The 25,767-nt window shown below is 58.8% G+C and carries 22 protein-coding genes and 1 riboswitch; of the genes, 8 read left to right on the top strand and 14 right to left on the bottom strand.

What is annotated here, in order from left to right:
* The first annotated feature begins 124 nt into the window (after window positions 1-124).
* The 3 genes from rpsO (at window position 125) to ACIQUH_RS13475 (ending at window position 3,952) form a co-directional block, all read left to right on the top strand.
* A complete protein-coding gene (gene rpsO / locus ACIQUH_RS13485) occupies window positions 125-394 on the top strand; it encodes a 30S ribosomal protein S15 (protein ID WP_003492949.1) in 270 nt (89 codons plus the stop codon).
* 266 nt (window positions 395-660) lie between these two features.
* Window positions 661-2,802 carry a polyribonucleotide nucleotidyltransferase gene (gene pnp / locus ACIQUH_RS13480; protein ID WP_400815772.1) on the top strand — a complete coding sequence of 714 codons (2,142 nt, stop codon included), beginning with the start codon at window positions 661-663 and terminating at the stop codon, window positions 2,800-2,802.
* Between the two features lie 133 nt (window positions 2,803-2,935).
* Complete coding sequence (locus ACIQUH_RS13475) at window positions 2,936-3,952, top strand: class I SAM-dependent methyltransferase (RefSeq protein WP_400815770.1); 1,017 nt, start codon at window positions 2,936-2,938, stop codon at window positions 3,950-3,952.
* Window positions 3,953-3,957: 5 nt separating this feature from the next.
* Here ACIQUH_RS13475 and ACIQUH_RS13470 read toward each other — a convergent pair whose 3' ends face one another.
* The gene (locus ACIQUH_RS13470; RefSeq protein ID WP_003507159.1) at window positions 3,958-4,902 is read right to left on the bottom strand and encodes an AEC family transporter; all 945 of its coding nucleotides are present in this window, start codon (window positions 4,900-4,902) and stop codon (window positions 3,958-3,960) included.
* Window positions 4,903-5,380: 478 nt separating this feature from the next.
* Here ACIQUH_RS13470 and ACIQUH_RS13465 point away from each other — a divergent pair, with 478 nt between their 5' ends.
* Window positions 5,381-6,373 (top strand): adenosine kinase, encoded by a 993-nt coding sequence (locus ACIQUH_RS13465; protein WP_400815765.1) that lies wholly within the window; start codon window positions 5,381-5,383, stop codon window positions 6,371-6,373.
* Here the strand turns inward: ACIQUH_RS13465 and ACIQUH_RS13460 are convergent.
* Window positions 6,366-6,899, bottom strand: a complete 534-nt coding sequence (locus ACIQUH_RS13460) for an SH3 domain-containing protein (protein ID WP_035214555.1) — start codon at window positions 6,897-6,899, stop codon at window positions 6,366-6,368. The two genes, ACIQUH_RS13465 and ACIQUH_RS13460, sit on opposite strands and share 8 nt — an antisense overlap.
* A 180-nt stretch (window positions 6,900-7,079) precedes the next feature.
* Here ACIQUH_RS13460 and ACIQUH_RS13455 point away from each other — a divergent pair, with 180 nt between their 5' ends.
* A complete protein-coding gene (locus ACIQUH_RS13455) occupies window positions 7,080-8,084 on the top strand; it encodes a 2-hydroxyacid dehydrogenase (RefSeq protein WP_400815762.1) in 1,005 nt (334 codons plus the stop codon).
* A 6-nt stretch (window positions 8,085-8,090) separates the two neighbouring features.
* Here ACIQUH_RS13455 and ACIQUH_RS13450 read toward each other — a convergent pair whose 3' ends face one another.
* Genes ACIQUH_RS13450 through recF form a run of 3 tightly spaced genes read right to left on the bottom strand, consistent with a single transcriptional unit; the run spans window position 8,091 to window position 10,481 of the window.
* Entirely contained in the window at window positions 8,091-8,567 is a 477-nt protein-coding gene (locus ACIQUH_RS13450) for a GNAT family N-acetyltransferase (protein WP_400815760.1), read from the bottom strand.
* Window positions 8,564-9,331 (bottom strand): molybdopterin-synthase adenylyltransferase MoeB, encoded by a 768-nt coding sequence (locus ACIQUH_RS13445; RefSeq protein WP_400815757.1) that lies wholly within the window; start codon window positions 9,329-9,331, stop codon window positions 8,564-8,566. Before ACIQUH_RS13445 ends, ACIQUH_RS13450 begins: the two co-directional genes overlap by 4 nt.
* 22 nt (window positions 9,332-9,353) lie before the next feature.
* Window positions 9,354-10,481 carry a DNA replication/repair protein RecF gene (gene recF, locus ACIQUH_RS13440; protein WP_400815755.1) on the bottom strand — a complete coding sequence of 376 codons (1,128 nt, stop codon included), beginning with the start codon at window positions 10,479-10,481 and terminating at the stop codon, window positions 9,354-9,356.
* Window positions 10,482-10,633: 152 nt separating this feature from the next.
* Here recF and ACIQUH_RS13435 point away from each other — a divergent pair, with 152 nt between their 5' ends.
* Complete coding sequence (locus ACIQUH_RS13435) at window positions 10,634-11,737, top strand: alpha/beta hydrolase (RefSeq protein ID WP_400815753.1); 1,104 nt, start codon at window positions 10,634-10,636, stop codon at window positions 11,735-11,737.
* Between the two features lie 30 nt (window positions 11,738-11,767).
* On the opposite strand, the gene nrdF is transcribed toward ACIQUH_RS13435, so the two are convergent.
* The 8 genes from nrdF to ACIQUH_RS13395 form a co-directional block, all read right to left on the bottom strand.
* Window positions 11,768-12,742: a class 1b ribonucleoside-diphosphate reductase subunit beta gene (gene nrdF, locus ACIQUH_RS13430; RefSeq protein WP_400815751.1), complete on the bottom strand. Its 975-nt coding sequence runs from the start codon at window positions 12,740-12,742 to the stop codon at window positions 11,768-11,770.
* A gap of 17 nt (window positions 12,743-12,759) precedes the next feature.
* Entirely contained in the window at window positions 12,760-14,946 is a 2,187-nt protein-coding gene (gene nrdE / locus ACIQUH_RS13425; protein ID WP_400815749.1) for a class 1b ribonucleoside-diphosphate reductase subunit alpha, read from the bottom strand.
* On the bottom strand, window positions 14,934-15,332 hold the full coding sequence (nrdI, locus tag ACIQUH_RS13420; protein ID WP_174006205.1) for a class Ib ribonucleoside-diphosphate reductase assembly flavoprotein NrdI: 399 nt from the start codon (window positions 15,330-15,332) through the stop codon (window positions 14,934-14,936). Before nrdI ends, nrdE begins: the two co-directional genes overlap by 13 nt.
* A gap of 12 nt (window positions 15,333-15,344) precedes the next feature.
* Window positions 15,345-15,566: a glutaredoxin-like protein NrdH gene (gene nrdH, locus ACIQUH_RS13415; RefSeq protein WP_003524283.1), complete on the bottom strand. Its 222-nt coding sequence runs from the start codon at window positions 15,564-15,566 to the stop codon at window positions 15,345-15,347.
* A 307-nt stretch (window positions 15,567-15,873) separates the two neighbouring features.
* A riboswitch (cobalamin riboswitch) is annotated at window positions 15,874-16,098 on the bottom strand.
* Window positions 16,099-16,231: 133 nt separating this feature from the next.
* Window positions 16,232-16,861, bottom strand: a complete 630-nt coding sequence (locus ACIQUH_RS13410) for a nucleoside triphosphate hydrolase (protein ID WP_400815745.1) — start codon at window positions 16,859-16,861, stop codon at window positions 16,232-16,234.
* Window positions 16,858-17,640 carry an ATP-binding cassette domain-containing protein gene (locus ACIQUH_RS13405; RefSeq protein WP_003524281.1) on the bottom strand — a complete coding sequence of 261 codons (783 nt, stop codon included), beginning with the start codon at window positions 17,638-17,640 and terminating at the stop codon, window positions 16,858-16,860. The genes ACIQUH_RS13410 and ACIQUH_RS13405 overlap by 4 nt, the downstream gene beginning before the upstream one ends.
* On the bottom strand, window positions 17,640-18,722 hold the full coding sequence (locus ACIQUH_RS13400) for an ABC transporter permease (RefSeq protein WP_400815742.1): 1,083 nt from the start codon (window positions 18,720-18,722) through the stop codon (window positions 17,640-17,642). The genes ACIQUH_RS13405 and ACIQUH_RS13400 overlap by 1 nt, the downstream gene beginning before the upstream one ends.
* A 224-nt stretch (window positions 18,723-18,946) precedes the next feature.
* The gene (locus ACIQUH_RS13395; RefSeq protein ID WP_003524279.1) at window positions 18,947-19,969 is read right to left on the bottom strand and encodes a sugar ABC transporter substrate-binding protein; all 1,023 of its coding nucleotides are present in this window, start codon (window positions 19,967-19,969) and stop codon (window positions 18,947-18,949) included.
* 263 nt (window positions 19,970-20,232) lie between these two features.
* Between ACIQUH_RS13395 and ACIQUH_RS13390 the strand changes: the two genes are divergently transcribed.
* On the top strand, window positions 20,233-21,465 hold the full coding sequence (locus ACIQUH_RS13390; RefSeq protein WP_400815739.1) for an ROK family transcriptional regulator: 1,233 nt from the start codon (window positions 20,233-20,235) through the stop codon (window positions 21,463-21,465).
* A 59-nt stretch (window positions 21,466-21,524) separates the two neighbouring features.
* On the opposite strand, the gene recQ is transcribed toward ACIQUH_RS13390, so the two are convergent.
* The gene (gene recQ / locus ACIQUH_RS13385) at window positions 21,525-23,333 is read right to left on the bottom strand and encodes a DNA helicase RecQ (RefSeq protein WP_400815737.1); all 1,809 of its coding nucleotides are present in this window, start codon (window positions 23,331-23,333) and stop codon (window positions 21,525-21,527) included.
* Between the two features lie 500 nt (window positions 23,334-23,833).
* On the opposite strand from recQ, the gene ACIQUH_RS13380 reads away from it, so the two are divergent.
* Complete coding sequence (locus ACIQUH_RS13380) at window positions 23,834-25,711, top strand: TRAP transporter large permease subunit (RefSeq protein ID WP_400815735.1); 1,878 nt, start codon at window positions 23,834-23,836, stop codon at window positions 25,709-25,711.
* Window positions 25,712-25,767: the final 56 nt, after the last annotated feature.

The following is a 25,767-nucleotide window of genomic DNA, read 5'->3' as shown; positions in this document are numbered from 1 at the left end:
TGCACCCGGAATAGTTTATAGGCAGCGCCAGCTTGGGCTTTGCCTATGCTGCTGAATGGCCAGAGCTGGACGACATCCCGGCTCTTTGGCGTCCCATTTTCCTTAAAACAGAAAGGATCGTCCGATGTCGATTACTGCAGAGCGCAAAGCCGCCCTCATCAAGGAATATGCAACGAAGGAAGGCGACACCGGTTCTCCGGAAGTTCAGGTCGCAATCCTCACCGAGCGGATCAACAACCTGACCGGTCACTTCAAGGACCACAAGAAGGACAACCACTCCCGTCGTGGCCTTCTGACGCTGGTTTCGAGCCGCCGTTCGCTTCTTGACTATCTGAAGAAGAAGGACGAAGCCCGCTACTCCAAGCTGATCGGTGCTCTCGGCATTCGCCGCTAAAACTTGTGTCCGGCGGGTTTCGCAAAGATACCCGCCGGTTTTTATATCGAGCCTTTTGAAGGCCACATGAATTTCCGGGCGTCTGCCGCAGATGTGGCCCCCGGACGGATGAGGTAGACCCGGATGGGCCGGGGCCGCCTTTTCAACCGCAGACCTGTCATGGGGCAGGATTGCCGGATGCTTGATCCTTAAAGCCTCCCGCTGTCTTGCCCGTGATTGCGTCATTCGTTGCCCCTTTTGGTGGCACGCACAAACAAGGACAAGATATGTTCAATAAGCACTCCGTGGAAATCGAATGGGCAGGCCGCCCGCTGAAGCTTGAGACCGGCAAGGTTGCCCGTCAGGCTGATGGCGCCGTCATCGCAACCTACGGCGAGACGATGGTTCTCGCGACCGTGGTTTCCGCAAAGTCTCCGAAGCCCGGCCAGGACTTCTTCCCGCTCACCGTCAACTACCAGGAAAAGACCTACGCAGCCGGCAAGATCCCCGGCGGTTATTTCAAGCGCGAAGGCCGTCCGAGCGAAAACGAGACCCTCGTTTCGCGTCTGATCGACCGCCCGATCCGCCCGCTTTTCCCTGAAGGCTACAAGAACGACACGCAGGTTGTCGTGACCGTCATTCAGCACGATCTGGAAAACAACCCCGACATTCTGTCGATGGTCGCCACTTCGGCTGCGCTGACCCTTTCCGGCATTCCGTTCATGGGTCCGATCGGCGGCTCGCGCGTTGGCTACATCAACGGCGAATATGTTCTGAACCCGCATCTGGACGAGATGGAAGAATCCACGCTCGATCTGGTTGTCGCCGGTACCTCCGACGCCGTTCTGATGGTTGAATCGGAGGCCAAGGAACTCAACGAAGAGATCATGCTCGGCGCCGTCATGTTCGGCCACAAGGGCTTCCAGCCGGTTATCGACGCGATCATCAAGCTCGCCGAAGTTGCCGCCAAGGAACCCCGCGAATTCGAACCGGAAGATTTCTCCGCGCTCGAAAACGAAATGCTGGCTCTGGCCGAAACCGAACTGCGCACCGCCTACAAAATCACCGAAAAGGCTGCCCGTTACGCTGCCGTCGACGCCGTGAAGGCGAAGGTGAAGGCACACTTCCTGCCGGAAGAAGGCGAAGCCAAGTACACGCCGGAAGAAATCGGCGCCGTCTTCAAGCACCTTCAGGCGAAGATCGTTCGCTGGAACGTTCTCGACACCAAAAGCCGCATCGACGGCCGCGACCTGTCGACCGTTCGTCCGATCATCTCGGAAGTCGGCCTGTTGCCGCGCACCCATGGTTCGGCGCTGTTCACCCGCGGTGAAACCCAGGCAATCGTTGTTGCGACCCTCGGCACCGGCGAAGACGAGCAGTATGTCGATAGCCTCACCGGCATGTACAAGGAACGCTTCCTGCTGCACTACAACTTCCCGCCCTACTCGGTCGGCGAAACCGGTCGCATGGGCTCCCCGGGCCGCCGCGAAATCGGTCACGGCAAGCTCGCATGGCGCGCTATCCGCCCGATGCTGCCGACGGCGGAACAGTTCCCCTACACGCTGCGCGTCGTTTCCGAAATCACCGAGTCCAACGGCTCCTCGTCGATGGCGACGGTTTGCGGCACCTCGCTCGCGCTGATGGATGCCGGCGTGCCGCTGGCGAAGCCGGTTGCCGGTATTGCCATGGGCCTCATCCTCGAAGGTGAGCGTTTTGCGGTTCTCTCCGACATTCTCGGTGACGAAGACCACCTCGGCGACATGGACTTTAAGGTTGCGGGTACGGCCGACGGCATCACCTCGCTGCAGATGGACATCAAGATCGCCGGCATCACCGAAGAGATCATGAAGATCGCTCTGGAACAGGCACAGGGCGGCCGCAAGCATATTCTCGGCGAAATGGCCAACGCCATCACCGAGAGCCGCAGCCAGCTCGGCGAATTCGCACCGCGCATCGAAGTGATGAACATTCCGGTCGACAAGATCCGTGAAGTCATCGGTTCGGGCGGCAAGGTCATTCGCGAAATCGTCGAAAAGACCGGCGCCAAGATCAACATCGAAGATGACGGCACCGTCAAGATCGCTTCTTCTTCCGGCAAGGAAATCGAAGCGGCCCGCAAGTGGATCCACTCGATCGTTGCGGAACCGGAAGTCGGCCAGATCTACGAAGGCACGGTCGTCAAGACCGCCGACTTCGGCGCTTTCGTCAACTTCTTCGGTGCCCGTGACGGCCTCGTCCACATCTCGCAGCTCGCTTCCGAGCGTGTGGCCAAGACCTCCGACGTCGTCAAGGAAGGCGACAAGGTCTGGGTCAAGCTGATGGGCTTCGATGAGCGCGGCAAGGTTCGCCTGTCCATGAAGGTTGTCGACCAGGCAACCGGCAAGGAAGTCGCTGCCGACAAGAAAGACGGCGAAGCCGCTGCCGAATAAGGCCGCGCCGCCAGACCCTATCGAGGCGCGGGTTCTGCCCGCGCCTTTTTTTCGTTTTGTTATCGTTTGTCTGTTCGGGAAAACCGGTTTCCACTTTCCCTGACAAACTCCATCCTACCTTGAGGACGCTCCCATGAGCCGTGACGCCGTGAAAACCCTTTTCCATCCCTTTGCCTCGGACATGCTTGCCATGCCGAAAGAGGGTGAACGCGTTCTGTTTCTGGGAGCGGAAGCCGGCTCGCGGCTGGATGGCTTCGACGCGGAGATCGTCGCTGTTCAGCATCTTCGGCCGCTTTACCGGGCTCTCGAGGCACAGGGCGCGGAAGTCACCCCGGATGTTTCGGGCGAAGATTACGATGCGGCGCTGCTGCTTTGCGGCAAACATCGCGGTGAGAATGAAAACCGTGTTGCCGAAGCGCTTTCGCGCGTGAAGGCCGGCGGCCTGATCGTCGCGGCGGGTTCCAAGGAAGACGGCATCGTGACGCTGCGCAAGACGCTGGCAAAGCTCGGCATCGAGTCGGAATCGACACCGAAATATCACGGCGTTGCAATCTGGTTCAAACGGCCCGAGGATGTCTCAGCCGCCGTCTCCAAGCTTGCCCAGAAGCCTGCGACGGTCGAGGGCCGCTTTACCGCCCTGCCGGGCATGTTCTCGCATGACCGCGTGGATGACGGTTCTGAGCTTCTCGCATCGCGTCTGCCGACCGACTTTGACGGCAATGCCGCCGATTTCGGCGCCGGCTGGGGTTATCTCTCCATCATGCTGGCGGAAAAATCGCCGCGTACGGCCCGTATCGATCTTTTCGAAGCGGACTGGAACGCGCTGGAATTCGCCAAGACCAATCTTCTCGAAAACAATCCGCGGCTGACGACGCGTTTCTTCTGGCAGGATCTGGCCAATGAGCCGCCGAAGGAAAAATACGACCTCATCATCATGAACCCGCCGTTCCATGCGGGCGGACAGGCGGCGGAACCGGCGCTTGGCCAGGCCTTCATCAAGGCCGCGGCCGGCGCTTTGCGCAGCGGCGGCAAGCTGCTGATGGTCGCCAATCGCGGCCTGCCCTATGAGCCGGTTCTCGCGGCGGAATTCCGCACGAGCGCCGAAGTGTGCCGTAACGCCCGCTTCAAGATTCTGAGCGCTCAGAAATAATCGGATCAGCTCAGCAACCAGGCCCATAGCGACACGGACAAAACGCCGGTCGCCGTGGAAATGCTGATGGTGGAGGCCGCAACGCTGTGGCCGATGCCGAAGCGGTTGGCGATCAGCCAGGCATTCACGCCCGTCGGCACCGACGAGGTGAGCACCAGCGCCGCCGTCCATTCGCGGCTGAGGCCAAGAGCGTGGCCCATGGCCCACACGCAGGCGGGTAGAAGCAGCAGCTTGAAAACGGTCATGGTGACGGCAATGCCCATATTGCCGCGAATGGTGTATTTCGTCAGCGCCATGCCGAGCGAGATGAGTGCTGCCGGTCCCGCCATCGAGGCGATCTGATCGACCACGGTTTTCAAAATGGGTGTCAGCGCCACACCGGAAACATTGGTCGAAAGCCCGATGACAAGGCCGATCACCAGCGGATTTGTGATGAGATTGCGGCCCACCTGTTTGAAGACCGCAGCCATGCTCCGTTTTTCGCCGCCAACCGCTTTATGAGTGGCATTTTCCATCAGGATGGTGCCGGCGATCATCATGACCGGCAAATGGATGGCGAGCAGGATGGAGAGAGCCACCAGCCCTTCATCCCCCACCGAACGCCCGACCAGCGGCAGGCCGATGAAGATATTATTCGCAAAGGCCGAGGAAATGCCGGCGATGACGGCGATGCGGACATCCTGCTTGAAGACATAACGGGTGACGATATGCCCGACCGTCCAGGTGACGGCCACGCCGGCGAAATAGGTTATCCAGAGACGGAAAGGCGACGCGCCGTGAAAATTCGCTTCCGCAAGCGTGCGGAAGATCAATGTCGGCACCGCGATCTTGAAGACGAAATCACTGAGGATATCACCGGCATCGGCCCTGAAGAGGCCAGCCTTGACGGTGAGCCAGCCGATCAGGATGAGAATGAAAATCGGGGCGACATTCGCGGCAACGGCAGACATGAAGGGAAAGCTTTCGCGGCTTTTGCGGGAGATACTCCGCTTTAGAGCCTTTTCCACGGGAATGGAATCGCGAATACGCTTCCATTCCTTGTTTTCATCAAATGAGACATGTGCCGTAGGGAAAGGAACTTGATGAGCGATGGACGGAAGCGCCGCTCATTGCCCGCGCGATGGCGCAGGCCAACATCCCTAAAAAAGAAAAAGCGGGGTTACCCCCGCCTTTTATGTCCGTTAAATGCCGCCAGTACATCCGTGGCGGAGATAACGGTTGAGCCAGAAAACCTCATGTCTTCTATTTCGGTATGCATTCACACACCTTTTGCTCTGATCGGAGTAATAGCTTAACCACATTACAGACAAATGACGCGCTTCCGCCTTTCGTGGAGAACCGCATATTTTCTCTTTGGGCTTTTCTTGCAGCCAGAAATGTTTAAGACCATTCGAAAAAAGCACACCCCGTGCGAACCGGATAGGGCCTATGACGAAATTCGACGTACTGACTGTCGGCAATGCCATCGTCGACATCATCTCCCGCTGCGATGATCGCTTCCTCAACGACAATGCCATTACCAAGGGTGCAATGAACCTGATCGACGCGGAACGCGCCGAACTGCTTTATTCGCTGATGGGACCGGCGCTTGAGGCCTCCGGCGGCAGCGCGGGCAATACGGCGGCAGGCGTTGCGAATTTTGGCGGCAAGGCCGCCTATTTCGGCAAGGTGGCCGAAGACCAGCTCGGCGAAATCTTCCAGCACGATATCCGTGCTCAGGGCGTCTATTTCGAAACCAAACCGGAAGGCACATTCCCGCCGACGGCGCGTTCGATGATCTTCGTGACCGAAGATGGCGAGCGTTCGATGAACACCTATCTTGGCGCCTGCGTCGATCTTGGTCCGGAAGACGTGGAAGACGATGTCGTTGCGCAGACCAAGGTCACCTATTTCGAAGGTTACCTGTGGGATCCACCGCGCGCCAAGGACGCCATTCGCGAATGCGCCCGCATTGCCCATGAAAACGGCCGCGAAGTCTCCATGACGCTGTCCGACAGTTTCTGCGTCGGCCGCTACCGCGACGAGTTTCTAGACCTGATGCGTTCCGGCACGGTGGACATCGTTTTCGCCAACAAGCAGGAAGCGCTTTCGCTTTACGAAACCGACGACTTCGAGCTGGCGCTGACGAAAATTGCCGCCGATTGCAAGATCGCGGCGGTAACGATGAGCGAAGAAGGCGCCGTCATCCTGCGCGGCACGGAACGCGTGAAGGTGGAAGCCTATCCCGTGCATGACGTGGTCGACACGACGGGTGCGGGCGATCTTTTCGCCGCCGGCTTCCTGTTCGGTTATACGCAGGACCGTTCGCTTGAAGATTGCGGCAAGCTCGGCTGCCTTGCCGCCGCTGCCGTCATTCAGCAGATCGGACCTCGCCCCATGTCATCGCTGAAGGCGCTGGGCGAAAAACACGGTCTTATTTAAAGGCTTCGCCGGGGTAAGCGCCCCAGATTTCCCCCTGGGATACCCAACCCGAGGCCTGACCGGCCTCGGCACGGCACCAGTCTCCATTGCATTCGCCGATACGGAAGACGACGCCGGGCTCCAGCCGGGCGGTAACGGCAGCGCCAGACTGTGCCTCACGACGCATGTTCACATAGACTTCCTTGCCCTTGCCGCGCATCCATGGAGCGGCGACAGCGGTGCGTTCGCCTGACAGCAGGGCCTGATTGACCCAGCCTTCCGTGCCGTCGGCATCGCGGATGCGCCGCCAGTTTTCATATTCCTGGATGATTTCCACCGGCATTCCGGATTTCAGATACATCCATGACACGGCATAGTCCGTGCTGGGGCCAATGCGCATGTTGACGCGCTTGGATTTCAGGCTGACAAAACGCGGCAGCGGCAGACCGCTTGCGCCCTTGGCCGCACCCTGCGCCATGGCTTCTCCCGCCGCACCGAGGAGGCCGAGAGACAATGCAATGCAAACGATAGAAACCACACTGCGCATGCCCATTTCCGTTTCCCGCCTTCTGCAAACCGGATGATATTTAAGGAGGCGCGTTTCCACATGCCTCAAGCCGCGGCGAGTTTTATTTGTCTTCGCCGGTGGGTCTGGTAGAAACGCCCTGATTGAAAGAAATTATCGCTCTTTCTGGTTAATGACTTCTGAACAAGGCAGCGGCAAACGATGACCCACAAGAAGAGACCGACAGTCTATATCACCCGCAAATTGCCTGACGTCGTCGAGACCAGAATGCGCGAGCTCTTCGATGCCGAACTGAATATCGACGATACGCCGCGCAGCGAGACAGAGCTTGTCGCCGCCATGCAACGGGTGGACGTGCTGGTGCCGACCGTGACCGACCGCATCACCGCCGCCATGATCGAGAAAGCCGGACCGCAGCTGAAGCTGATCGCCAGCTTCTCCAACGGTATCGACCATGTGGATGTCGATGCGGCCGCACGGAAGGGCATCACCGTCACCAACACGCCGAATGTACTGACCGAGGACAGCGCCGATATCACCATGGCGCTGGTGCTAGCCGTGCCGCGCCGCATGATCGAAGGCACGAGGGTGCTCGCCAATGGCGCCGACGAGTGGCTGGGCTGGTCACCCACCTGGATGCTTGGACGGCGGATTTCCGGCAAGCGTATCGGCATTGTCGGCATGGGCCGCATCGGCACGGCGGTTGCGCGGCGCGCCAAGGCCTTCGGGCTTTCCATTCATTACCACAATCGCAAGCGGGTCAATCCGGCAACGGAGGCGGAGCTTGAGGCAACCTATTGGGACAGTCTCGACCAGATGCTGGCGCGGGTGGATATCGTATCGGTCAATTGCCCTTCGACGCCAGCGACCTATCACCTGATCTCGGCACGGCGGCTCGCGCTGATGCAGCCGACCAGCTACATTGTCAACACGGCGCGCGGCGATATCATCGACGAGGCGGCGATGATCCAGTGCCTGCGCGAGGGCAAGATCGCCGGCGCCGGTCTCGATGTGTATGAGAACGAGCCGCAGGTGAACCCCAAGCTCATCAAGCTCGCCAAGGAAGGCAAGGTCGTGCTGCTTCCGCATATGGGCTCGGCAACGATCGAAGGCCGCATCGAAATGGGTGACAAGGTCATCATCAACATCCGCACGCTGTTCGACGGACACCGTCCGCCAAACCGGGTGCTGCCGGGGCGAAACTGAGCCGGTTCAGCCGAGGAATTTGGTCATTTCGATCGAGGTCGTATGATCATACCCGGCATGGGCATTTTCAGCCGTCTTGACGAAACCCCAGGCGGCGAATTTCGCGTGGTTGGAGAGAAGCTCGATGCGCGTTTCCAGCCTGAGCGCCGGCAGCGCCAATTCTCTTGCCAGCGCTTCGGCCTGCTGCAGAAGCAGCTTGCCGATGCCCTTTCCCTGTGCTTTCGGGGAAACACAGAGCTTGCCGACATAAAGCGAGGCCGGCGGTTCGGGCCGGCAAAACAGGCAGCCCAGCAATTCATCACCATCCCGCACCATGAAAGCGATCTCCGCCCTCGCCTTTTCGGCGAGATTTTCGGGTGTCAGCCGATGGGCCGAAGAGGGCGGGTCGATGACACCATCCATATAAGCGAAGGACGCCATGATGAGCGCCAGCAAATCCTGCCAGCGGTCGAAATCCTCGCCGATCCCTACGATCTCGATCATTCTTTCTTTCCCGCTGCCCGGCGCTTGTATCGCACAGTTTCAAACCGCGCTGACAAGGCATCATAGAGAAGCAGGCGGCCGATGAGGGGCTCGCCGGCGCCGGTGATCACCTTGATCGCCTCCATCGCCATGAGCGTGCCGATGACCCCGGTCAGCGCGCCAACGATACCCGTTTCCGCGCAATTGGGAATGAGACCCTGTGGCGGCGGTTCCGGGAACAGATCGCGGTAACCCGGCAGCAGAGTACCTTCTGCGTTGGTCTCATAGGGCTTCAGCACTGTAATCGAGCCATCGAAACGGCCAACGGCGCCTGTCACGAGCGGTCTTTTTGCGGCCTCGGCGGCATCTGCTGCGGCGTAACGCGTATCGAAATTATCCGAGCCATCGATCAGGAGATCGAAGGACGGCAGGTGGTCATGCGCCCAGACCTGCGAAAATCGCTCCTCATAAACAAGCGTGCGAACATGCGGATTAAGCCGGGCAATGGTTTTGCGGGCGCTTTCCGTTTTCAGTTCCCCAATCGTGCCGGTATCATGGATCACCTGTCGCTGGAGATTGGACAGCGAAACCACATCGTCATCGATCATGCCGAGCGTGCCGACACCGGCTGCGGCGAGATAATGAAGCACGGGCGCTCCAAGGCCGCCTGCGCCGATGACCAGAACACGCGCCGCCTTCAGCCGCTGCTGGCCGGCGCCGCCGATTTCCGGCAACAGGATGTGGCGCTTGTAACGTTCGATTTCTTCCGGGCTCAGCGGGTCCATGCCGCCCTCCATCTCTTAGCCGTCATGCGGTGATGCTCCCGTGGGATACATTGAAAAATTGCGCCCTGTCGCCAAGAGCGGAGAACATTGCCGCATCGGTTCCCGTCATGAAACTCTGGCCGCCAAGCGCATGGATGAGATCGAACAGAGCCGCCCGCCTGCCCTCATCCAGATGGGCGGCGATCTCGTCGAGCAGCAGAACCGGCGCGTAACCGGTCATATTGGCGGTCAGCTGCGCATGGGCAAGCACCAGCCCGACCAGCAACGCTTTCTGCTCTCCGGTTGAACAACGTTCGGCTTCCATGTCCTTTTCCGCATGGCGCACGAAGAGATCGACGCGATGCGGCCCGTCCAGCGTGCGACCGGCAGCAGCGTCCCGATATCGACCTTCCCGAAGCATCACGCCATATTCGTCTTCCAGATCGACAGCCGGGCGATTGAGTCCGTCGTCCATGAAACCGGACAACGACAGCGCTGCCGATGGGAACGCCGCATCGCCTGCCTGCCCTTCGATCAGGGTCCTCAAAAGACCGAGCATCTCATAACGGGCAATCGCCATGGAGATGCCGAGTTCCGCCATCTGTTTTTCGATGCCATCCAGCCAGACCGGATCGAAACGGCCTTCCGACAGCAGGCGGTTGCGGCCACGCATGGCCTTTTCGAAATCGCTTGCCCGCCGGCCATGGGTGGGATCGAGCGACAGCACCAGCCGATCGAGGAAACGCCGGCGATCCGAGGACGAACCGGTAAAGAGGCCGTCCATGGCGGGCGTCAGCCACAGAACCCGCAGATGATCGGTCAACTCATCGACAGATTTCACCGGCGTCCCGTTCAGTCTTAGCCGACGCGACACCACCTCGCCATCGCCTTCGATCCCTGTGCCGATGGCGACTTCGCCATCCATGCCCTCGACATCGGCGAAGATCGAGAAACCGGCGGCTTCGGCGCCTACCCGCGTCACGTCAGACAGGGTGGCGCGGCGCAGGCCCCTTCCGGGGGAGAGAAAGGAGACGGCCTCCAGGAGATTTGTCTTGCCGGAACCATTGTCGCCTGTCAGCACCACATGGCGGTCATCAAGCGTGAGCGCTGCCGCAGCATAATTGCGGAAGTCCGTGAGTTTCAGCCGTAAAAGCGACACCTTGTTCGTCATCTTTACGGCCTAAAACGAACATGGCCGGATAGCAAGGTGGGGAATGCCCGTCCGCAACGAAGACCGCCGCTACAGTGCAATTCATTCTCCAGTAGCAACTTTTTTAGTGGCCGGTTATTTATGAGCCGGTCCTCATCACTGGTAGCCCATTCATGCGCCTGATCCTCTCGCTCTTCCTCACTCTCGGTCTTCTCTCTTCCTGCGCAGGCCGACCGGGGGCGGATGTGCTGGAAGCCGTCAACACCAGGGCCCGCGACACGAAAATCGTGACTGCCTTCGTGGCGAGCACACGGGAGAAAAACAAGGACGCGAAAAAGGGCTTCACCACGGAGCGGGCGATGGAGCCGAACTACGCCAGTTTCGATATTTCCATCCCGCCGACCCATAAAAGCGGCAAAATCGAATGGGCCAGCAGCAAGCCCGATCCGAACAGGGATTTCGTCGTCACCAGGGCCGATATGCTGACGAAAACACGCTTCAATGCCGATCTTGGCGACATAGCCCGCTCCGGCAAGCAGATCGCACTTTTTGTACATGGCTATAATTACAGCTATCAGGAAGCCCTGTTCCGCGCGGCGCAGATGGCGGCAGATGCCAATATGAACGGCGTGCCGCTGGTCTTTTCCTGGCCGTCGCAGGCCACTGTCGCCGGTTATGTGGCCGACAAGGAGTCCGCGACTTTTTCACGCGATGCGCTGGCATCGATGTTGATCGACCTCACCCGGCAGACCCCGAAGAAAAGCGTCGTGGTGTTCGGCCACAGCATGGGTGGCTGGCTGGTCATGGAGGCACTACGACAGTTGCGCTTGCAGGGCAGGAACGACGTGATTGCCAAGCTGCAGGTGGTGCTGGCAGCGCCTGACATCGACGCCGATGTCTTCCGCAAGCAGATCGAAGTGGTCGGCCGGCTCAACCCGCCGCTCACCGTGCTCGTTTCCAAGGACGACCGTGCGCTCAAAGCCTCCTCCATCCTCGGTGCGGACATCACCCGTATCGGTGCGCTGGATGTCACCGACCGCCAGGTGCAGGAAGCCGCCCTCAAGGAGGGCGTGCAATTCGTCGACATTTCCAATCTGGAAGCCTCGGACCCGCTCAATCACGACCGCTATGCGGCGCTGGCCTCCATGGTGCCGCAACTTGAGGCAAGCAGGCGCGGGGGCGACATCAACAGTGCCGGAGCCTTCGTTTTCGATGCGATCGGCGCCACCGTCTCCAGCCCCTTCCGCCTTGCGAGCCAGGTGGTGAACCCGCAATAGTTTTGCGGGCCCCCGCCGAAATACCCTGCTTCAGAAATCCCAGTCTTCGTCCTCGGTGGCAACAGCCTTGCCGATGACATAGGACGAACCGGAGCCGGAGAAAAAGTCGTGGTTCTCGTCGGCATTGGGCGAGAGGGCGGAGAGGATCGCCGGATTGACACGGCAGGCCTCGGCCGGAAACAGCGCCTCGTAACCCAGATTCATCAGGGCCTTGTTGGCGTTGTAGTGCAGGAACTGCTTGACGTCTTCCGTGAGGCCGACGCCGTCATAGAGGTCTTCAGTATATTTCGCCTCATTGTCGTAAAGTTCCAGCAAGAGATCGAAGGCGAAATCCTTGATCTCCTGTCTCTTTGCCTCGTCCAGACGATCCAGCGCGCGCTGGAACTTATAGCCGATATAATAGCCATGCACCGCTTCGTCGCGGATGATCAGACGGATCAAATCCGCCGTGTTGGTGAGTTTGGCGCGGCTTGACCAGAACATAGGCAAGTAGAAGCCGGAATAGAACAGGAAGCTTTCCAGAAACACGCTGGCGATTTTCTTTTTCAGCGGATCGCCGCTGTCATATTCCCGCATGATGAGCGCGGACTTGCGCTGCAGAAACTCGTTTTCCTCCGACCAGCGATAGGCGTCGTCAACATCAGGTGTGAGGCAGAGCGTCGAGAAGATCGATGAATAGGAACGGGCGTGCACGGCCTCCATGAAGGAGATGTTGGAAAGTACCGCCTCCTCATGCGGCGTCGCCGAATCCGCCATCAGGCGCACGGCGCCGACGCCGTTCTGGATGGTGTCGAGCAATGTCAGCCCGGTGAAGACACGGATCGTCAGTTTCTGCTCTTCCGGCTTCAGGGTTCCCCAGGAGGGAATGTCGTTGGAGAGCGGCACCTTTTCGGGCAGCCAGAAATTCGAGGTCAGGCGGTTCCAGACTTCGAGATCCTTGTCGTCCTCGATGCGGTTCCAGTTGACCGCGCGAATGCGGGACACGGGTTTTACGGCGATGTTCATTCTCTTGTCCCTCAAAATCAGAGCGTGCAGGAAACGCAGCCCTGAACCTGCGTGCCTTCCAGCGCCATCTGGCGCAAACGGATGTAGTAGATGGTCTTGATACCCTTCTTCCAGGCATAAATCTGCGCCCGGTTGATATCGCGCGTCGTCGCCGTATCGCGGAAGAACAGCGTCAGCGACAGGCCTTGATCGACATGCTGGGTGGCCGCCGCATAGGTGTCGATGATCTTTTCCGGCCCGATCTCGTAGGCATCCTGATAATATTCGAGATTGTCGTTCGAGAGATAGGAAGCCGGGTAATAAACGCGGCCGATCTTGCCCTCTTTACGAATTTCGATCTTCGAAACGATCGGATGAATGGAAGAGGTGGAGTGGTTGATATAGGAGATCGAACCCGTCGGCGGCACGGCCTGAAGGTTCTGGTTATAGAGACCCGATGCCATGACCTCCTGCTTCAACGCCGTCCAGTCTTCCTGTGTTGGAATGACAATACCGGCTTTTTCGAACAGGTCGCGGACCTTTTCCGTCGCAGGCAACCATTCCCGGTCGGTATATTTGTCGAAATATTCGCCGGAAGCATATTTGGAATTCTCAAAGCCCTTGAAGCTCTGGCCCCGTTCCACCGCGAGCCGGTTGCTGGCGCGGATGGCGTGATAGGTCACGGTATAGAAATAGATATTGGTGAAATCGATACCTTCTTCGGAACCGTAGAAGATGCGCTCGCGTGCCAGATAACCGTGCAGGTTCATCTGGCCAAGCCCGATGGCGTGGCTGGCATCATTGCCCTTTTCCACCGAGGGAACGGAGGAAATATGGCTCATGTCCGACACCGCGGTCAGCGCCCGGATGGAGGTCTCGATGGTCTTGCCGAAATCGGCCGAATCCATCGCCGAGGCGATGTTGAGCGAACCGAGATTGCAGGAAATATCCTTGCCCATATGGCTATAGGACAAATCTGCGTTGAATTCGCTCGCCTCGCTGACCTGCAGGATTTCCGAGCACAGATTGCTCATGCTGATGCGGCCGGCGACCGGATTGGCGCGGTTCACCGTATCCTCGAACATGATGTAGGGATAACCGCTCTCGAACTGGATTTCGGCGATGATCTGGAAGAATTCGCGCGCCTTGATCTTCTTCTTGCGGATGCGGCTGTCGGCGACCATTTCGTGGTATTTTTCGCTGACCGAAATCTCGGTAAACGGCACACCATAGACCCGCTCCACATCATAGGGCGAGAACAGGTACATATCCTCGTTATTGCGGGCGAGTTCGAAGGTGATGTCCGGGATCACCACGCCGAGCGACAGGGTCTTGATACGGATCTTTTCGTCGGCATTTTCACGCTTGGTATCGAGGAAGCGCATGATGTCAGGGTGGTGAGCATGTAGATAGACCGCGCCGGCACCCTGGCGTGCACCCAGTTGGTTGGCGTAGGAAAACGAATCTTCCAGCAGTTTCATGACAGGAATGACGCCGGAAGACTGGTTTTCGATCTGCTTGATCGGCGCGCCAGCCTCGCGAATATTGGTCAAGGAGAGCGCCACGCCGCCGCCGCGCTTGGAAAGCTGCAGCGCCGAATTGATGGAGCGGCCGATGCTTTCCATATTGTCTTCCACGCGCAGCAGAAAACACGAGACCAGCTCGCCGCGGCTCTTCTTGCCGGCATTGAGAAATGTCGGTGTTGCCGGCTGGAAGCGGCCGGAAATGATTTCATCGACCAGATTGCGGGCAAGCTGCTCATCACCACGCGCGAGAGCCAGCGCCACCATGCAGACGCGATCCTCATAACGCTCGAGATAACGTTTTCCGTCGAAGGTCTTCAGCGTGTAGGAGGTGTAATATTTGAAGGCGCCCAGAAAGGTCGGGAAGCGGAATTTCCGGGCATAAGCCTCGTCATAGAGGTCGCGGACGAAATTGAAGGAGTACTGATCCAGCACCTCCTGCTCATAATATCCCTCCGTCACCAGATAATCGAGTTTTTCCCTTAGGTTATGGAAAAACACCGTATTCTGGTTGACGTGCTGGAGGAAATATTGCCGGGCGGCGAGGCGATCCTTGTCGAGCTGGATCTTCCCGTTCTCGTCATAAAGGTTCAGCATCGCGTTCAGTGCGTGGTAGTCCAGAGCCGCATCGAGCGGTTTCTGGCTTGCTGCTACCGGCTGTTTGGCGTCCTTGCGCAGCGCGCTCGAGGTCAGCGTGTCCAAAATCGTTCCAATCCATGTTTGACGTTGGCGACATCTTCCTCCGTGCCGAGAAGCTCGAAGCGATAGAGAAACGGCACTGCGCACTTGCGCGAGACGATATCTCCGGCGGATGCGAAAGCTGCGCCAAAATTCGTGTTGCCCGCCGCGATGACGCCGCGAATGAGATTTCTGTTGGAGGGCTCGTTCAAGAACCGGATAACCGGTTTCGGCACGGCCCCTTTTGTGCCGCCGCCCCCATAGGTGGGGGTAACGAGCACATAGGGCTCCGACACCTGAGGCACGTCATCCTCAGCGCCGAGCGGCAGGCGAAACAAACGCCGTCCCAGTTTCAGAAGGAAACGATGGGTGTTTTCAGAGCGGCTGGAATAATAGACGATCAGGCCCATCGCCCCACCGCCTCAGCTGATCGAGCCAATCATGTCAGGCCGGAAACCCGCCCAATGGCGTTCGCCGGCGACGACCACGGGAACCTGCATATAACCAAGGCCACGGACGTGATCGAGCGCGTCAGCATCCTCGGAAATATCGACAATCTCATAGGGAACGCCGATGCGGTCGAGGGCGCGGTACGTGGCGGTGCATTGGACGCAGGCGGGTTTGCTGTAAACGGTGACGGTCATAATTTCCCTTTCGAAGCCGATTTAGGACACGGCTCAACATTGCCGATTGCACTCGCAATCGGGTGGCGATGGATCTGTCATTCAGGCAAAACGTGCAGCTTGGAGAGTTCGTCGCATTCCAGGCGGAAACCGGGTTTCCTTTTCCTGGCGATCTTCAAGCCGCGGAAAATCACTCTCTACGCCGACGAGCGTAGCAACTCAAAAGAATGCACTGGCATGACTTCACCCCGAAGCTTGTTCTGGAGGGGGCAGAAAAGGGCGAACGCAAATCATTTGCGTCATACACCTTCCTCCGGACACCCCGCCCGTGGACGTTTGCGCTCAAGGCAGGTCTCCTGACTTGCGGGTCACAACATCTATCCCGGCCTTCCCGGAGCTTTCAGCCCCAGTGACCCAAATCGGAACGATGCTCACCGCTTACAGTTGCGGGGGCAGTTTCGGCCTTGCTCCGCCAGGATGGCGTTACGCACCGAATTCCCGTCTTAGCTCCCAATCCTTGCGAATCGGAAGAACCTCGAACACCACATATAGTATATGAGGAAATTTTCGCGTCAATGAATAGACACACAAAAGCCCCACCCTGTGGATCAAAAAGATTCAACACATGGTCAACAAAGGCTTAACGGCAAATGCGCTTTGCGGCTGAAGAACGGAAAAGCGTTAATCTATTCCCAGATATCGATGCGAATATCGGCGGGACGGGCGTTTTCGATCACCCTTTTTCCGTTGGGAAGATCGTTCTCGAATAGTTTGGCGTGGATTTGAGCGGCATCGAGACCATAGCCCAACCATCTGTTGCGCAGCCTCTCTTCCAGCACCGCGACGGAGGGACCCACAAGGATGGTGAGGTCGAAGCTCCTGGAAAGCGTCGTCCACGGCGCTTCGTTCAGCAGCAGGTAGTTGCCTTCGGCAAGGACGAAACGTGTTTCCGGTACGATAGCGCGGGCGGACGCAATGGCGATTTCGCGGGAACGGTCGAAAACCGGGACAAGGACTTCCTGGCCGCCTTTACGAACGGCCGACACTATATCGAGGAAGCCGCGCACATCGAAAGTTTCGGGCGCGCCCTTTCGCGACAGCAGCCCCCGCTCCTCAAGAATACCGTTATCCATATGGAAGCCGTCCATCGGCAGAACGGCGGCCGTCTCGCCGCGCGTGAGCAAAGCATCACAAAGGGCGTCCGCCAGCGTGGATTTGCCGGCCCCAGGGGGACCGGCTATGGCAACGATAAAACGGGATCTACCTTCTGCCCGCCGAAGAACATCCTCGACGATCGTTTCAAGCTTCAGCGTCATGCGGCAAGCGTTTCCTTCGGCGCTTCCTTGGCACCGGTCATGAAGGCGACGGCATCCGACATCGAATAGTCCTTCGGATTGATGACGCACAGGCGCTTGCCCAGCCGGTGAATATGGATGCGATCCGCAACCTCGAAGACATGCGGCATGTTATGCGAGATCAGGACGATCGGCAGGCCACGGGACCGTACATCGAGAATAAGCTCCAGAACACGCCGGCTTTCCTTAACGCCGAGTGCTGCCGTCGGCTCGTCGAGGATGACGACCTTGGAACCGAATGCCGCCGCACGCGCCACGGCCACACCCTGGCGCTGGCCACCGGAGAGGGTTTCCACCGCCTGATTGATGTTCTGGATCGTCATCAGGCCGAGTTCCGACAGCTTCTCGCGAGCGAATTTTTCCATGGCCGGGCGGTCCAGCGCCCGGAACAGGCTGCCCTGAATGCCGGGTTTGCGGATTTCACGGCCGAGGAACATATTGTCGGCTATGGAAAGCGCCGGCGAGAGGGCGAGGTTCTGGTAGACCGTCTCGATACCCGCCTTGCGCGCCTCGATCGGCGAGCGGAACTGCACGGGCTGGCCTTCCAGCCGGATCTCCCCTTCATCGGGTGTTACAGCACCGGAAATCGCCTTGATGAGCGAGGATTTTCCGGCGCCGTTATCACCGATGACAGCCAGGATTTCGCCCGGATAGAGGTCAAAATCGGCATGGTCGAGGGCAGTCACGCGACCGTAGCGCTTGACGAGATTGCGTGCTGTGAGAATGGGTTCTTTTGCCATCAGCCTGCTACCTTTCTGATCCACTGGTCGATTGCGACAGCCATGATGATGAGGACGCCGATCAACAGATAGGTCCATTGCGGGTCGGTTCCGATGAGCCTGAGGCCGAGCGAAAAGACACCGACGATCAGGGCACCGAAGATCATGCCCATGATGGAGCCGCGCCCGCCGAACAGCGACAGGCCGCCGATAACCACCGCAGTGATGGATTCGATATTGGCGAATTGACCGGCGGTCGGCGAAACCGAGCCGATGCGGCCGATGAGCGCCCAGCCGGCGAAGGCGCAGATGAGGCCGGACAGGGTGTAGACGGTCGTCAGCATGCGCTTGACATTGACGCCGGCAAGTTCGGCGGCATCCGGATCGTCACCGACAGCATAAAGATGGCGGCCCCAGGCGGTGCGGTTCAGCACATACCAGAGCAGCGCGACGAGCAGGACCATGGCAATCACGCCATAGGTGAAGACCGCACTGCCGACACGGATATTGGCGCCGAAGAATTGCAGGATCGGCGCCTGCTGGGCGATATCCTGGGCTCGGATCGTCTCGTTTGCGGAATAGAGGAAGTTGGTCGCCAGTACGATCTGCCACATGCCGAGCGTGACGATGAAGGGCGGCAGGCGCATGCGCGAGACCAGAATACCGTTGATGAAGCCGCAAAATGCACCGACGGCAAGGCCACAGAGAATGGAGAGTTCCGCCGGCAAGCCGTAACGGAAGGTGAACTGCCCCATGATGACGGAAGAGAGAACCATGATCGCACCGACCGAGAGATCGATACCCGCCGTCAGGATGACCAGCGACTGCGCCGCGCCAACGATACCGACGATGGCGACCTGCTGCAGGATGAGGGTCAGCGTGAAGGCCGAGAAGAATTTGCCGCCGAGGAGCAGGCCGAAAATGATCAGCGACAGCACCAGAACGATAAGCGGCACGGCCGCGGGGCTGGAATGGAGAAAGTGCTGGAATTTTTCCAGCGCACTCTTGTCATGCGTATCGAAAGCGGCGACCTGTGTCGAACTTCCCGAAAGCACCTTTTCAAATTCATTATGCGGCTGAGCCCGCACCGGCTGATCGCTCATGGATTTTCCTCCCGATCGCTCCATCGCATCAGCCCTGATACCGGGTCTATCTCCAAGGAGAATGATGCGTAGATTTCAAAGTGTTGTGAAGCCGCCCATGCCATCCCCGCAGGACGCGTGACGCGCTCGTTTGTTCCTTTGTCCGATCCCCCGGATCGTGCCTGAAATCATTCTGGTCCAAGGGCGGGGGCACGAATGCCCCCGCGGGTTTCAACGGTGAGGCATCAGCCCCAGCACTTGTTGAGACCTTCCTTCGTGTCGATCGAGTCGAGGCCCTTGACCGGCTTGTCGGTCACCAGCGTCACGCCGGTGTCGACAAAGTTCTTGCCTTCGGTCGGCTTCGGCTTTTCACCCGTGTCGGCAAACTTCTTGACGGCTTCGACGCCGAGTGCTGCCATCAGCAACGGATATTGCTGCGAGGTCGCACCGATCACGCCTTCCGCCACGTTCTTGACGCCTGGGCAACCGCCGTCGACGGACACGATCAGAACATCCTTTTCGCGACCGACCGCCTTCAGCGCTTCATAAGCGCCGGCAGCTGCAGGTTCGTTGATGGTGTGGACGACGTTGATGGTCGGATCCTTCTGCAGCAGATTTTCCATCGCCGCACGACCGCCTTCTTCGTTACCATTGGTAACATCGTGACCAACAATGCGCGGATCGTTCTCGTCGCCGATCTTGTTGATGTCCTTCACGTCGATGCCAAAGCCCTTCATGAAGCCCTGGTTACGCAGCACATCCACCGTCGGCTGGGAGGGGGTGAGGTTGAGGAAGGCGATTTTAGCATCCTTGGCCTTGTCGCCGAGGCTGCCGGCAGCCCATTTGCCGATCAGTTCACCGGCCAGAAGATTGTCGGTGGCAAAAGTGGAATCAGCGGCGTCGACGGGCTCCAGAGGCGTGTCGAGAGCGATTACCAGAAGACCGGCATCACGCGCCTTCTGCACGGCCGGAACGATGCCCTTGGTGTCCGATGCGGTGATCAGGATACCCTTGGCGCCATCGGCGATGCAGGTTTCGATAGCGGCTACCTGGCTTTCGGAATCGCCGTCGATCTTGCCGGCATAGGATTTCAGCGTCACGCCGAGTTCTTTCGCCTTGGCGGTCGCGCCTTCCTTCATCTTGACGAAGAAGGGATTGGTGTCGGTCTTGGTAATGAGGCAAACCGAGGTATCGGCCGCGGACGCGACGGAAGCGAAAGAAACGCCAAGCGCAAGCGCGCCCAGAAGAGCGGAAACAGTGGTCTTCATGAGATCCTCCCAATGGATATTTGAGCACCGTGACGGTTACCCGACGATCCCGTCTCCTCCGAGATCGACGACCGTTGACCAGATGGAACCACCAAAGGAAACGGCTGTCAATAAATAAATCCGATTGAATTATTAATTCCGTATGGCATTCTAATATGCGGCAGGGAGGAATATCGCCGCGTCGTTTAACGTTGCGATAGCAAGATTGCCATAAAGCCTGCTGTATCGGTCACGGCGGATAGGGCGGGCGGGAGGATGACATTATGAGACAATCTGTCGAGACGGCGCCACCAGCGCCGCCCACCACATTGGATATAAGCGGCGGCGCCAACCAGATCGGGGTGCGCGCTTATAATGAGCGGCTCGTGCTGTCCCTCGTTCGCCGTCACGGCGGACTGTCAAAAGCCGAGATATCAAGACTTTGCGGCCTTTCGGCGCAGACTGTCTCTGTTATCATGCGCTCGCTTGAAAAGGACGGGCTTCTCATTCGCGGCGAAAGACTGCGCGGCAAAGTCGGGCAGCCATCGACGCCGATGCGCCTCAATCCCGATGCTGTCTTTTCTTTCGGCGTAAAGATCGGTCGGCGCAGCGTCGATCTCGTGCTGATGGATTTTGTCGGCCGGATCAGGCTCAAGCTGCGCAGAACTTACCCTTATCCGCTGCCGGAATGGATATTGCCGTTCGTGATCGACGGCATAACGGAGCTCGAATCGAAGCTCTCCCCGGCCGAGCGAGAGAAAATTGCCGGCGTCGGCATCGCCGCCCCCTTTGAATTGTGGAACTGGGCGCAGGAAGTGGGTGCCCCGCAGATTGAAATGGAGCGGTGGCGGGGCGTCGACATCCGGTCGGAAATTGCCGAAAGCGTCAGCTATCCGGTTTTTCTCCAGAACGATGCGACCAGCGCCTGCGGTGCCGAACTGGTTTTCGGCGCAGGTCAGCATTATCCGGATTTTCTCTATATCTTCATCGGTTCCTTCATCGGCGGCGGCGTCGTTCTAAATTCCGCGCTCTTTTCCGGAAAGACGGGAACGGCCGGTGCAATCGGCCCCCTGCCGGTGCAGGGGCAGGACGGCAATACCGTCCAGCTTCTGAAAATCGCGTCGATCTTCGTTCTGGAAAACATGCTGCGCGAAAGGGGCATCGATCCGCGCCCCCTGTGGTTTTCTCCAGACGAGTGGATCGATTTCGGCGAGCCGCTGGAAAGCTGGATCAGAAAAACCGCCGCAGCGCTGGCGCAGGCCGTTATTGCCGCCGCCTCAATCATCGATTTTTCGAGTGTCATCATCGATGGCGGTTTTCCCGACTGGGTCAGAACGAGGATCGTCGCCGCCACCCGCCTTGCCCTTAAACACCACGATCTGCAGGGCGTCACGCTGCCGGAAATCGTCGAAGGCGCGGTTGGCAGCCAGGCACGCGCAATCGGCGGGGCGAGCCTGCCGCTGTTTTCGCGCTACCTCATCGACCAGAATGTTCTGTTCAAGGACACGACCGGCTGAGCCTCCGCCGGACTACGCTGGTTTTTCATTACCCGGCTCTTCATTTGGCTGCCTGCCGGTCACTCACCGGCGGTATGCTGCATGATCGCCGCCAGAAAGGCAGGCCCATAGCGCTCGAGCTTGGTGTCTCCGACGCCGGCAATCTCGGCCATTTCCTTCGCCGAAACCGGTTTTGCCGTGGCAAGTTCAATCAGTGTCCTGTCGTGGAAAATCACATAGGGCGGAACGTTCTGCGCGCGGGCAATTTCCATGCGCTTCGCACGCAATGCTTCAAAAAGGCTACGATCGGATTCCGGTAGAGCCGTCGATGCCGTGTTGCGAGGCGTCTGTTGCCGTGCAGAGCGCGGAGCAGATGGTATCCTCAGCATCAACGCCGGTTTTTCCCGCAGAAACCGCCGTCCCTCATCGGAAATGGACAGGCCTCCATGCCCGGACAAATCCACTTCAATCATGCGCAACGCAACCAGTTGACGCAGAATGGCGCGCCAGGTGCGATTGTCATGCTCCTTGCCTATTCCATAGGTGGTGATGCGATCATGTCCGAAGCGGGAAATCCGCTCATCCTCGACACCCAGCAATACGCGGATGACATAGGCCTGGCCAAAACGTTCACCCGTGCGGTAGATGCAGGACAGAAGCTTCTGCGCGGCGATGGCCCCGTCAAACAGGTCGGGCGGCTCGGCGCAGGTATCGCAATTGCCGCAGGGTTCACACCGGTCGCCGAAATAGGACAGCAGAACCTGCCTGCGGCAGCTCGCGGTTTCCGCGAGACCGAGCAACGCATCGAGCTTCTGGCGCTCCATATATTTGCGCTGGTCGGCGGCATCAGACTCTTCGATGAAACGGTTACGCAGGGCAATATCTTCGTAGCCGTAAAGCATGAGCACGTCTGACGGCAGGCCATCGCGGCCGGCGCGGCCCGTTTCCTGATAATAAGCCTCGATGCTGCCGGGAAGATCGATATGAACCACGAAGCGCACATCCGGCTTGTCTATGCCCATGCCAAAAGCGACGGTCGCGACAATAATGACCGCCTCGCCGTGCTGGAAACGGGTCTGGTTCTCTTCGCGGGCGGCCTTGTCCATGCCGGCGTGATAGGGCAGCGCATCGCGGCCTTCTTCCCGCAGCCACGCGGCCGTTTCGTCCACCTTGCGTTTGGAGAGGCAATAGACAATGCCGCTTTCACCATCGCGGTCTTTCAGAAAACGCTTCAGCTGCGCGCGCGGATTATCCTTTTCCATGATCGCATAGCGGATATTGGGTCGGTCGAACCCGGCGATGAAGGCGTCGTCTTCGTCAATTTCCAGATGACCGAGAATTTCGGTGCGGGTGGGCTCATCGGCCGTCGCCGTCAGCGCCATGCGCGGCGTATCGGGAAAACGCTCGATCAGCGTGTCGAGCTGGCGATAAGGTGGGCGGAAATCATGCCCCCATTGAGACAGGCAATGGGCTTCATCGATTGCGATCAGTGACAGTGGAATAGGCTGGAGCGCATCCAGAACATCCGGCTTGAGAAGGGTTTCCGGCGCAGCATAGAGAATATCGACCTTGCCGGCCCGCATATCGCGCCAGAGCGCACGCCGCTCTTCCGAAGAAAGATCGGAATTGAGAGCTTCGGCCCGCACACCGGCCTGACGCAGGGCGGCGACCTGATCGACCATCAGCGCGATAAGCGGTGAGACGATCAGCCCCATGCCTTTACGGGCAAGCGCTGGGATCTGATAACATAGCGACTTTCCACCGCCCGTCGGCATCAGCACGAAAGCATTGTTGCCCGCCACCACATGCCGGATGATCTCGGCCTGCCGCCCGCGAAACGCATCGTAACCGTAGACGGTCTTGAGGATATGTAAGGGGTCAGCGGTCACGGCAGCTTTTTATCCGAACTGGAATGATGGCGCATCATCACCGTTTTGGGACCTATGGCAATCCCGAAGATGGAATTGGTCAAGCAGGCAGGGAGCGGGATTGATTTTGTGGCCCCCAACCCTGTTTCGCATCCTGCCAGCCAGAAGACCCGACACGATCAGCATTGGCAGGCATTTGCATGGCATTCCGTCGCATCACCATTACCCGTGAATATAGATCAGAATTAAGTATGATCCACTATATGGACCTTATAGATACGCAAATAAACTACACAAATCCGCCTATTTACTGTTGATTTCACCAATTTTCCTGTGTATCCCGAATACATGGTTTTGTAACGGTCCATATTGTGGAGGCAATATACCGATACATCAGGACTTTTGGAGGGGTCTGGCCAGTCTGGCAACAACGGAATCCTGATGTCGCGGCCGTGGCATGGACATGCTGTTTTGCTGGCCATCTTCATTGCGAAGGTTGTTCTGTGGGAGAGGAGGCCCCGATGACCATGACCGCAAACGCGAATGACGACGTATTTGTGCTCGATGGCGAGTTGTTGCACACCGGGCCGGTGACCGGCTCGTGGTTCATGCGCCCCATCGAGGCCGTGGCGGCCGTGCTGCTGGCAGCGATGATCGGCCTGCTTCTGCTGGGCGTGACATCCCGTTATGCCCTGCATCTGCCGATCGTCTGGATCGATGAAACGGCGTCGTTATGCTTCCTGTGGTTTGCCATGCTGGGTGCGGCAATTGCCATCGATCGCAGCGAACACCTGCGCCTGACGCTGTTTCTCAACATGTTTCCGCAACGTATTCTGGGCTACATCAATTCGCTGGCCCTGGTGCTGGTGGCGACATTTCTCGCAGCGATTATCAAGCCCGCCATGGAATACGCCATCGAAGAATGGGTGGTCACATCGGCGGCCTTGAATATTCCGATGTCCTTCCGCGCTGCGGCGCTGCCGGTCGGCGCCTGTCTTATGCTGCTCCTGGTTCTCAACAATCTCTTCCGCAGGGAAAAGCTGCGCGATATCATCGCGGCCTTTTTGACCGTCGCGGTCGCCTCCGGCCTGCTCTATCTGGCATCCCCGATGCTGGAATCCCTCGGCAATCTTAATCTGGCGATCTTCCTCGGCCTGTTCGTGGCGGTGTTTCTGGTGCTGGGCGTGCCGATCGCCTTCTGTTTCGGCCTTGGAACCCTCGCCTACCTGACCTTCACCACCTGGGTCCCGACCATCGTGATGATCGGGCGCATGGATGAGGGCATGTCGGGCATCATTCTGTTGTCGGTGCCAGTGTTCGTGCTGCTGGGCTGCGTGCTCGATGCCACCGGCATGGGCAAGGCGATTGTCGAGCTTCTGTCCTCGATGTTCGGCCATATCCGCGCCGGCATGTCCTATGTGCTGCTCGGTTCGCTGTTTCTGGTCTCGGGCATTTCCGGCTCCAAGGTTTCGGATATGGCAACCGTTGCGCCGGCGCTGTTTCCGGAAATGAAGCGCCGTGGCCACAAGCCCAAGGAAATGATCGCGCTTCTGGCCACCGGTGCGGCCATGGCCGATACGGTTCCGCCCTCCATCGTGCTGATCGTTCTGGGTTCAGCGGCGGGCGTATCGATTGCCGGCCTCTTCACCTCCGGTTTCATGATTGCCATGGTGCTGCTTCTGGTGCTGGCCGTTCTGGCCCGCTGGAAGGCGCGGCATGAAAACATGGAAGGCGCAAAACGCACCCCGTGGCCGCTGGTGGGCAAGGCAGCGCTGATTGCCGCCCCGGCGCTGGTTCTGCCCTTCCTCATCCGCAGCCTTGTCGGCGGCGGCGTGGCGACGGCAACCGAGGTTTCCACCATCGCCGTGCTCTATGCGATGATTATCGGTGCGGTGCTTTATGGCGGCATCAGCCTTAAAAAGCTCTATTCCATGCTGGTGGAGACGGCAGCCCTTTCCGGCGCCATTCTGCTGATCCTCGGCTGCGCCTCGGCCATGGCCTGGGGGCTGACGCAGAGCGGTTTCGCCTTCCAGCTGACTGCCATGATTACCGATCTGCCGGGCGGCTGGATGACCTATATGGTCGTGTCAATCCTGATTTTCATGATCCTCGGCTGCGTACTGGAAGGTTTGCCGGCAATCGTTCTGCTCGCGCCGATCATGTTCCCGATTGCCCGCACGCTGGGCATCAACGACATCCATTATTCGATGGTCGTGGTGGTCGCCATGAATATCGGCCTGATGGCGCCGCCCATCGGCATCGGCTTTTATATCGCCTGCAAGATCGGCAATGTCTCGCCCGATGAAGCCATGGGCGCCATCTGGCCTTATCTCGCGGCCATGGTCATCGGCCTGCTGCTGATTGCCGCAATTCCCGGTTTTTCGACCATTCTGCTCTAGGACCGTGGCGGGCCGCCCGCCATGCCGAGGAACGACACTGCTTTATTTTGGGAGGA

Origin of the sequence: Agrobacterium sp. NPDC090283, from assembly GCF_044769685.1 — a bacterium.
GTDB lineage: Bacteria > Pseudomonadota > Alphaproteobacteria > Rhizobiales > Rhizobiaceae > Agrobacterium.
This window is presented reverse-complemented; position numbering and strand designations above follow the sequence as displayed.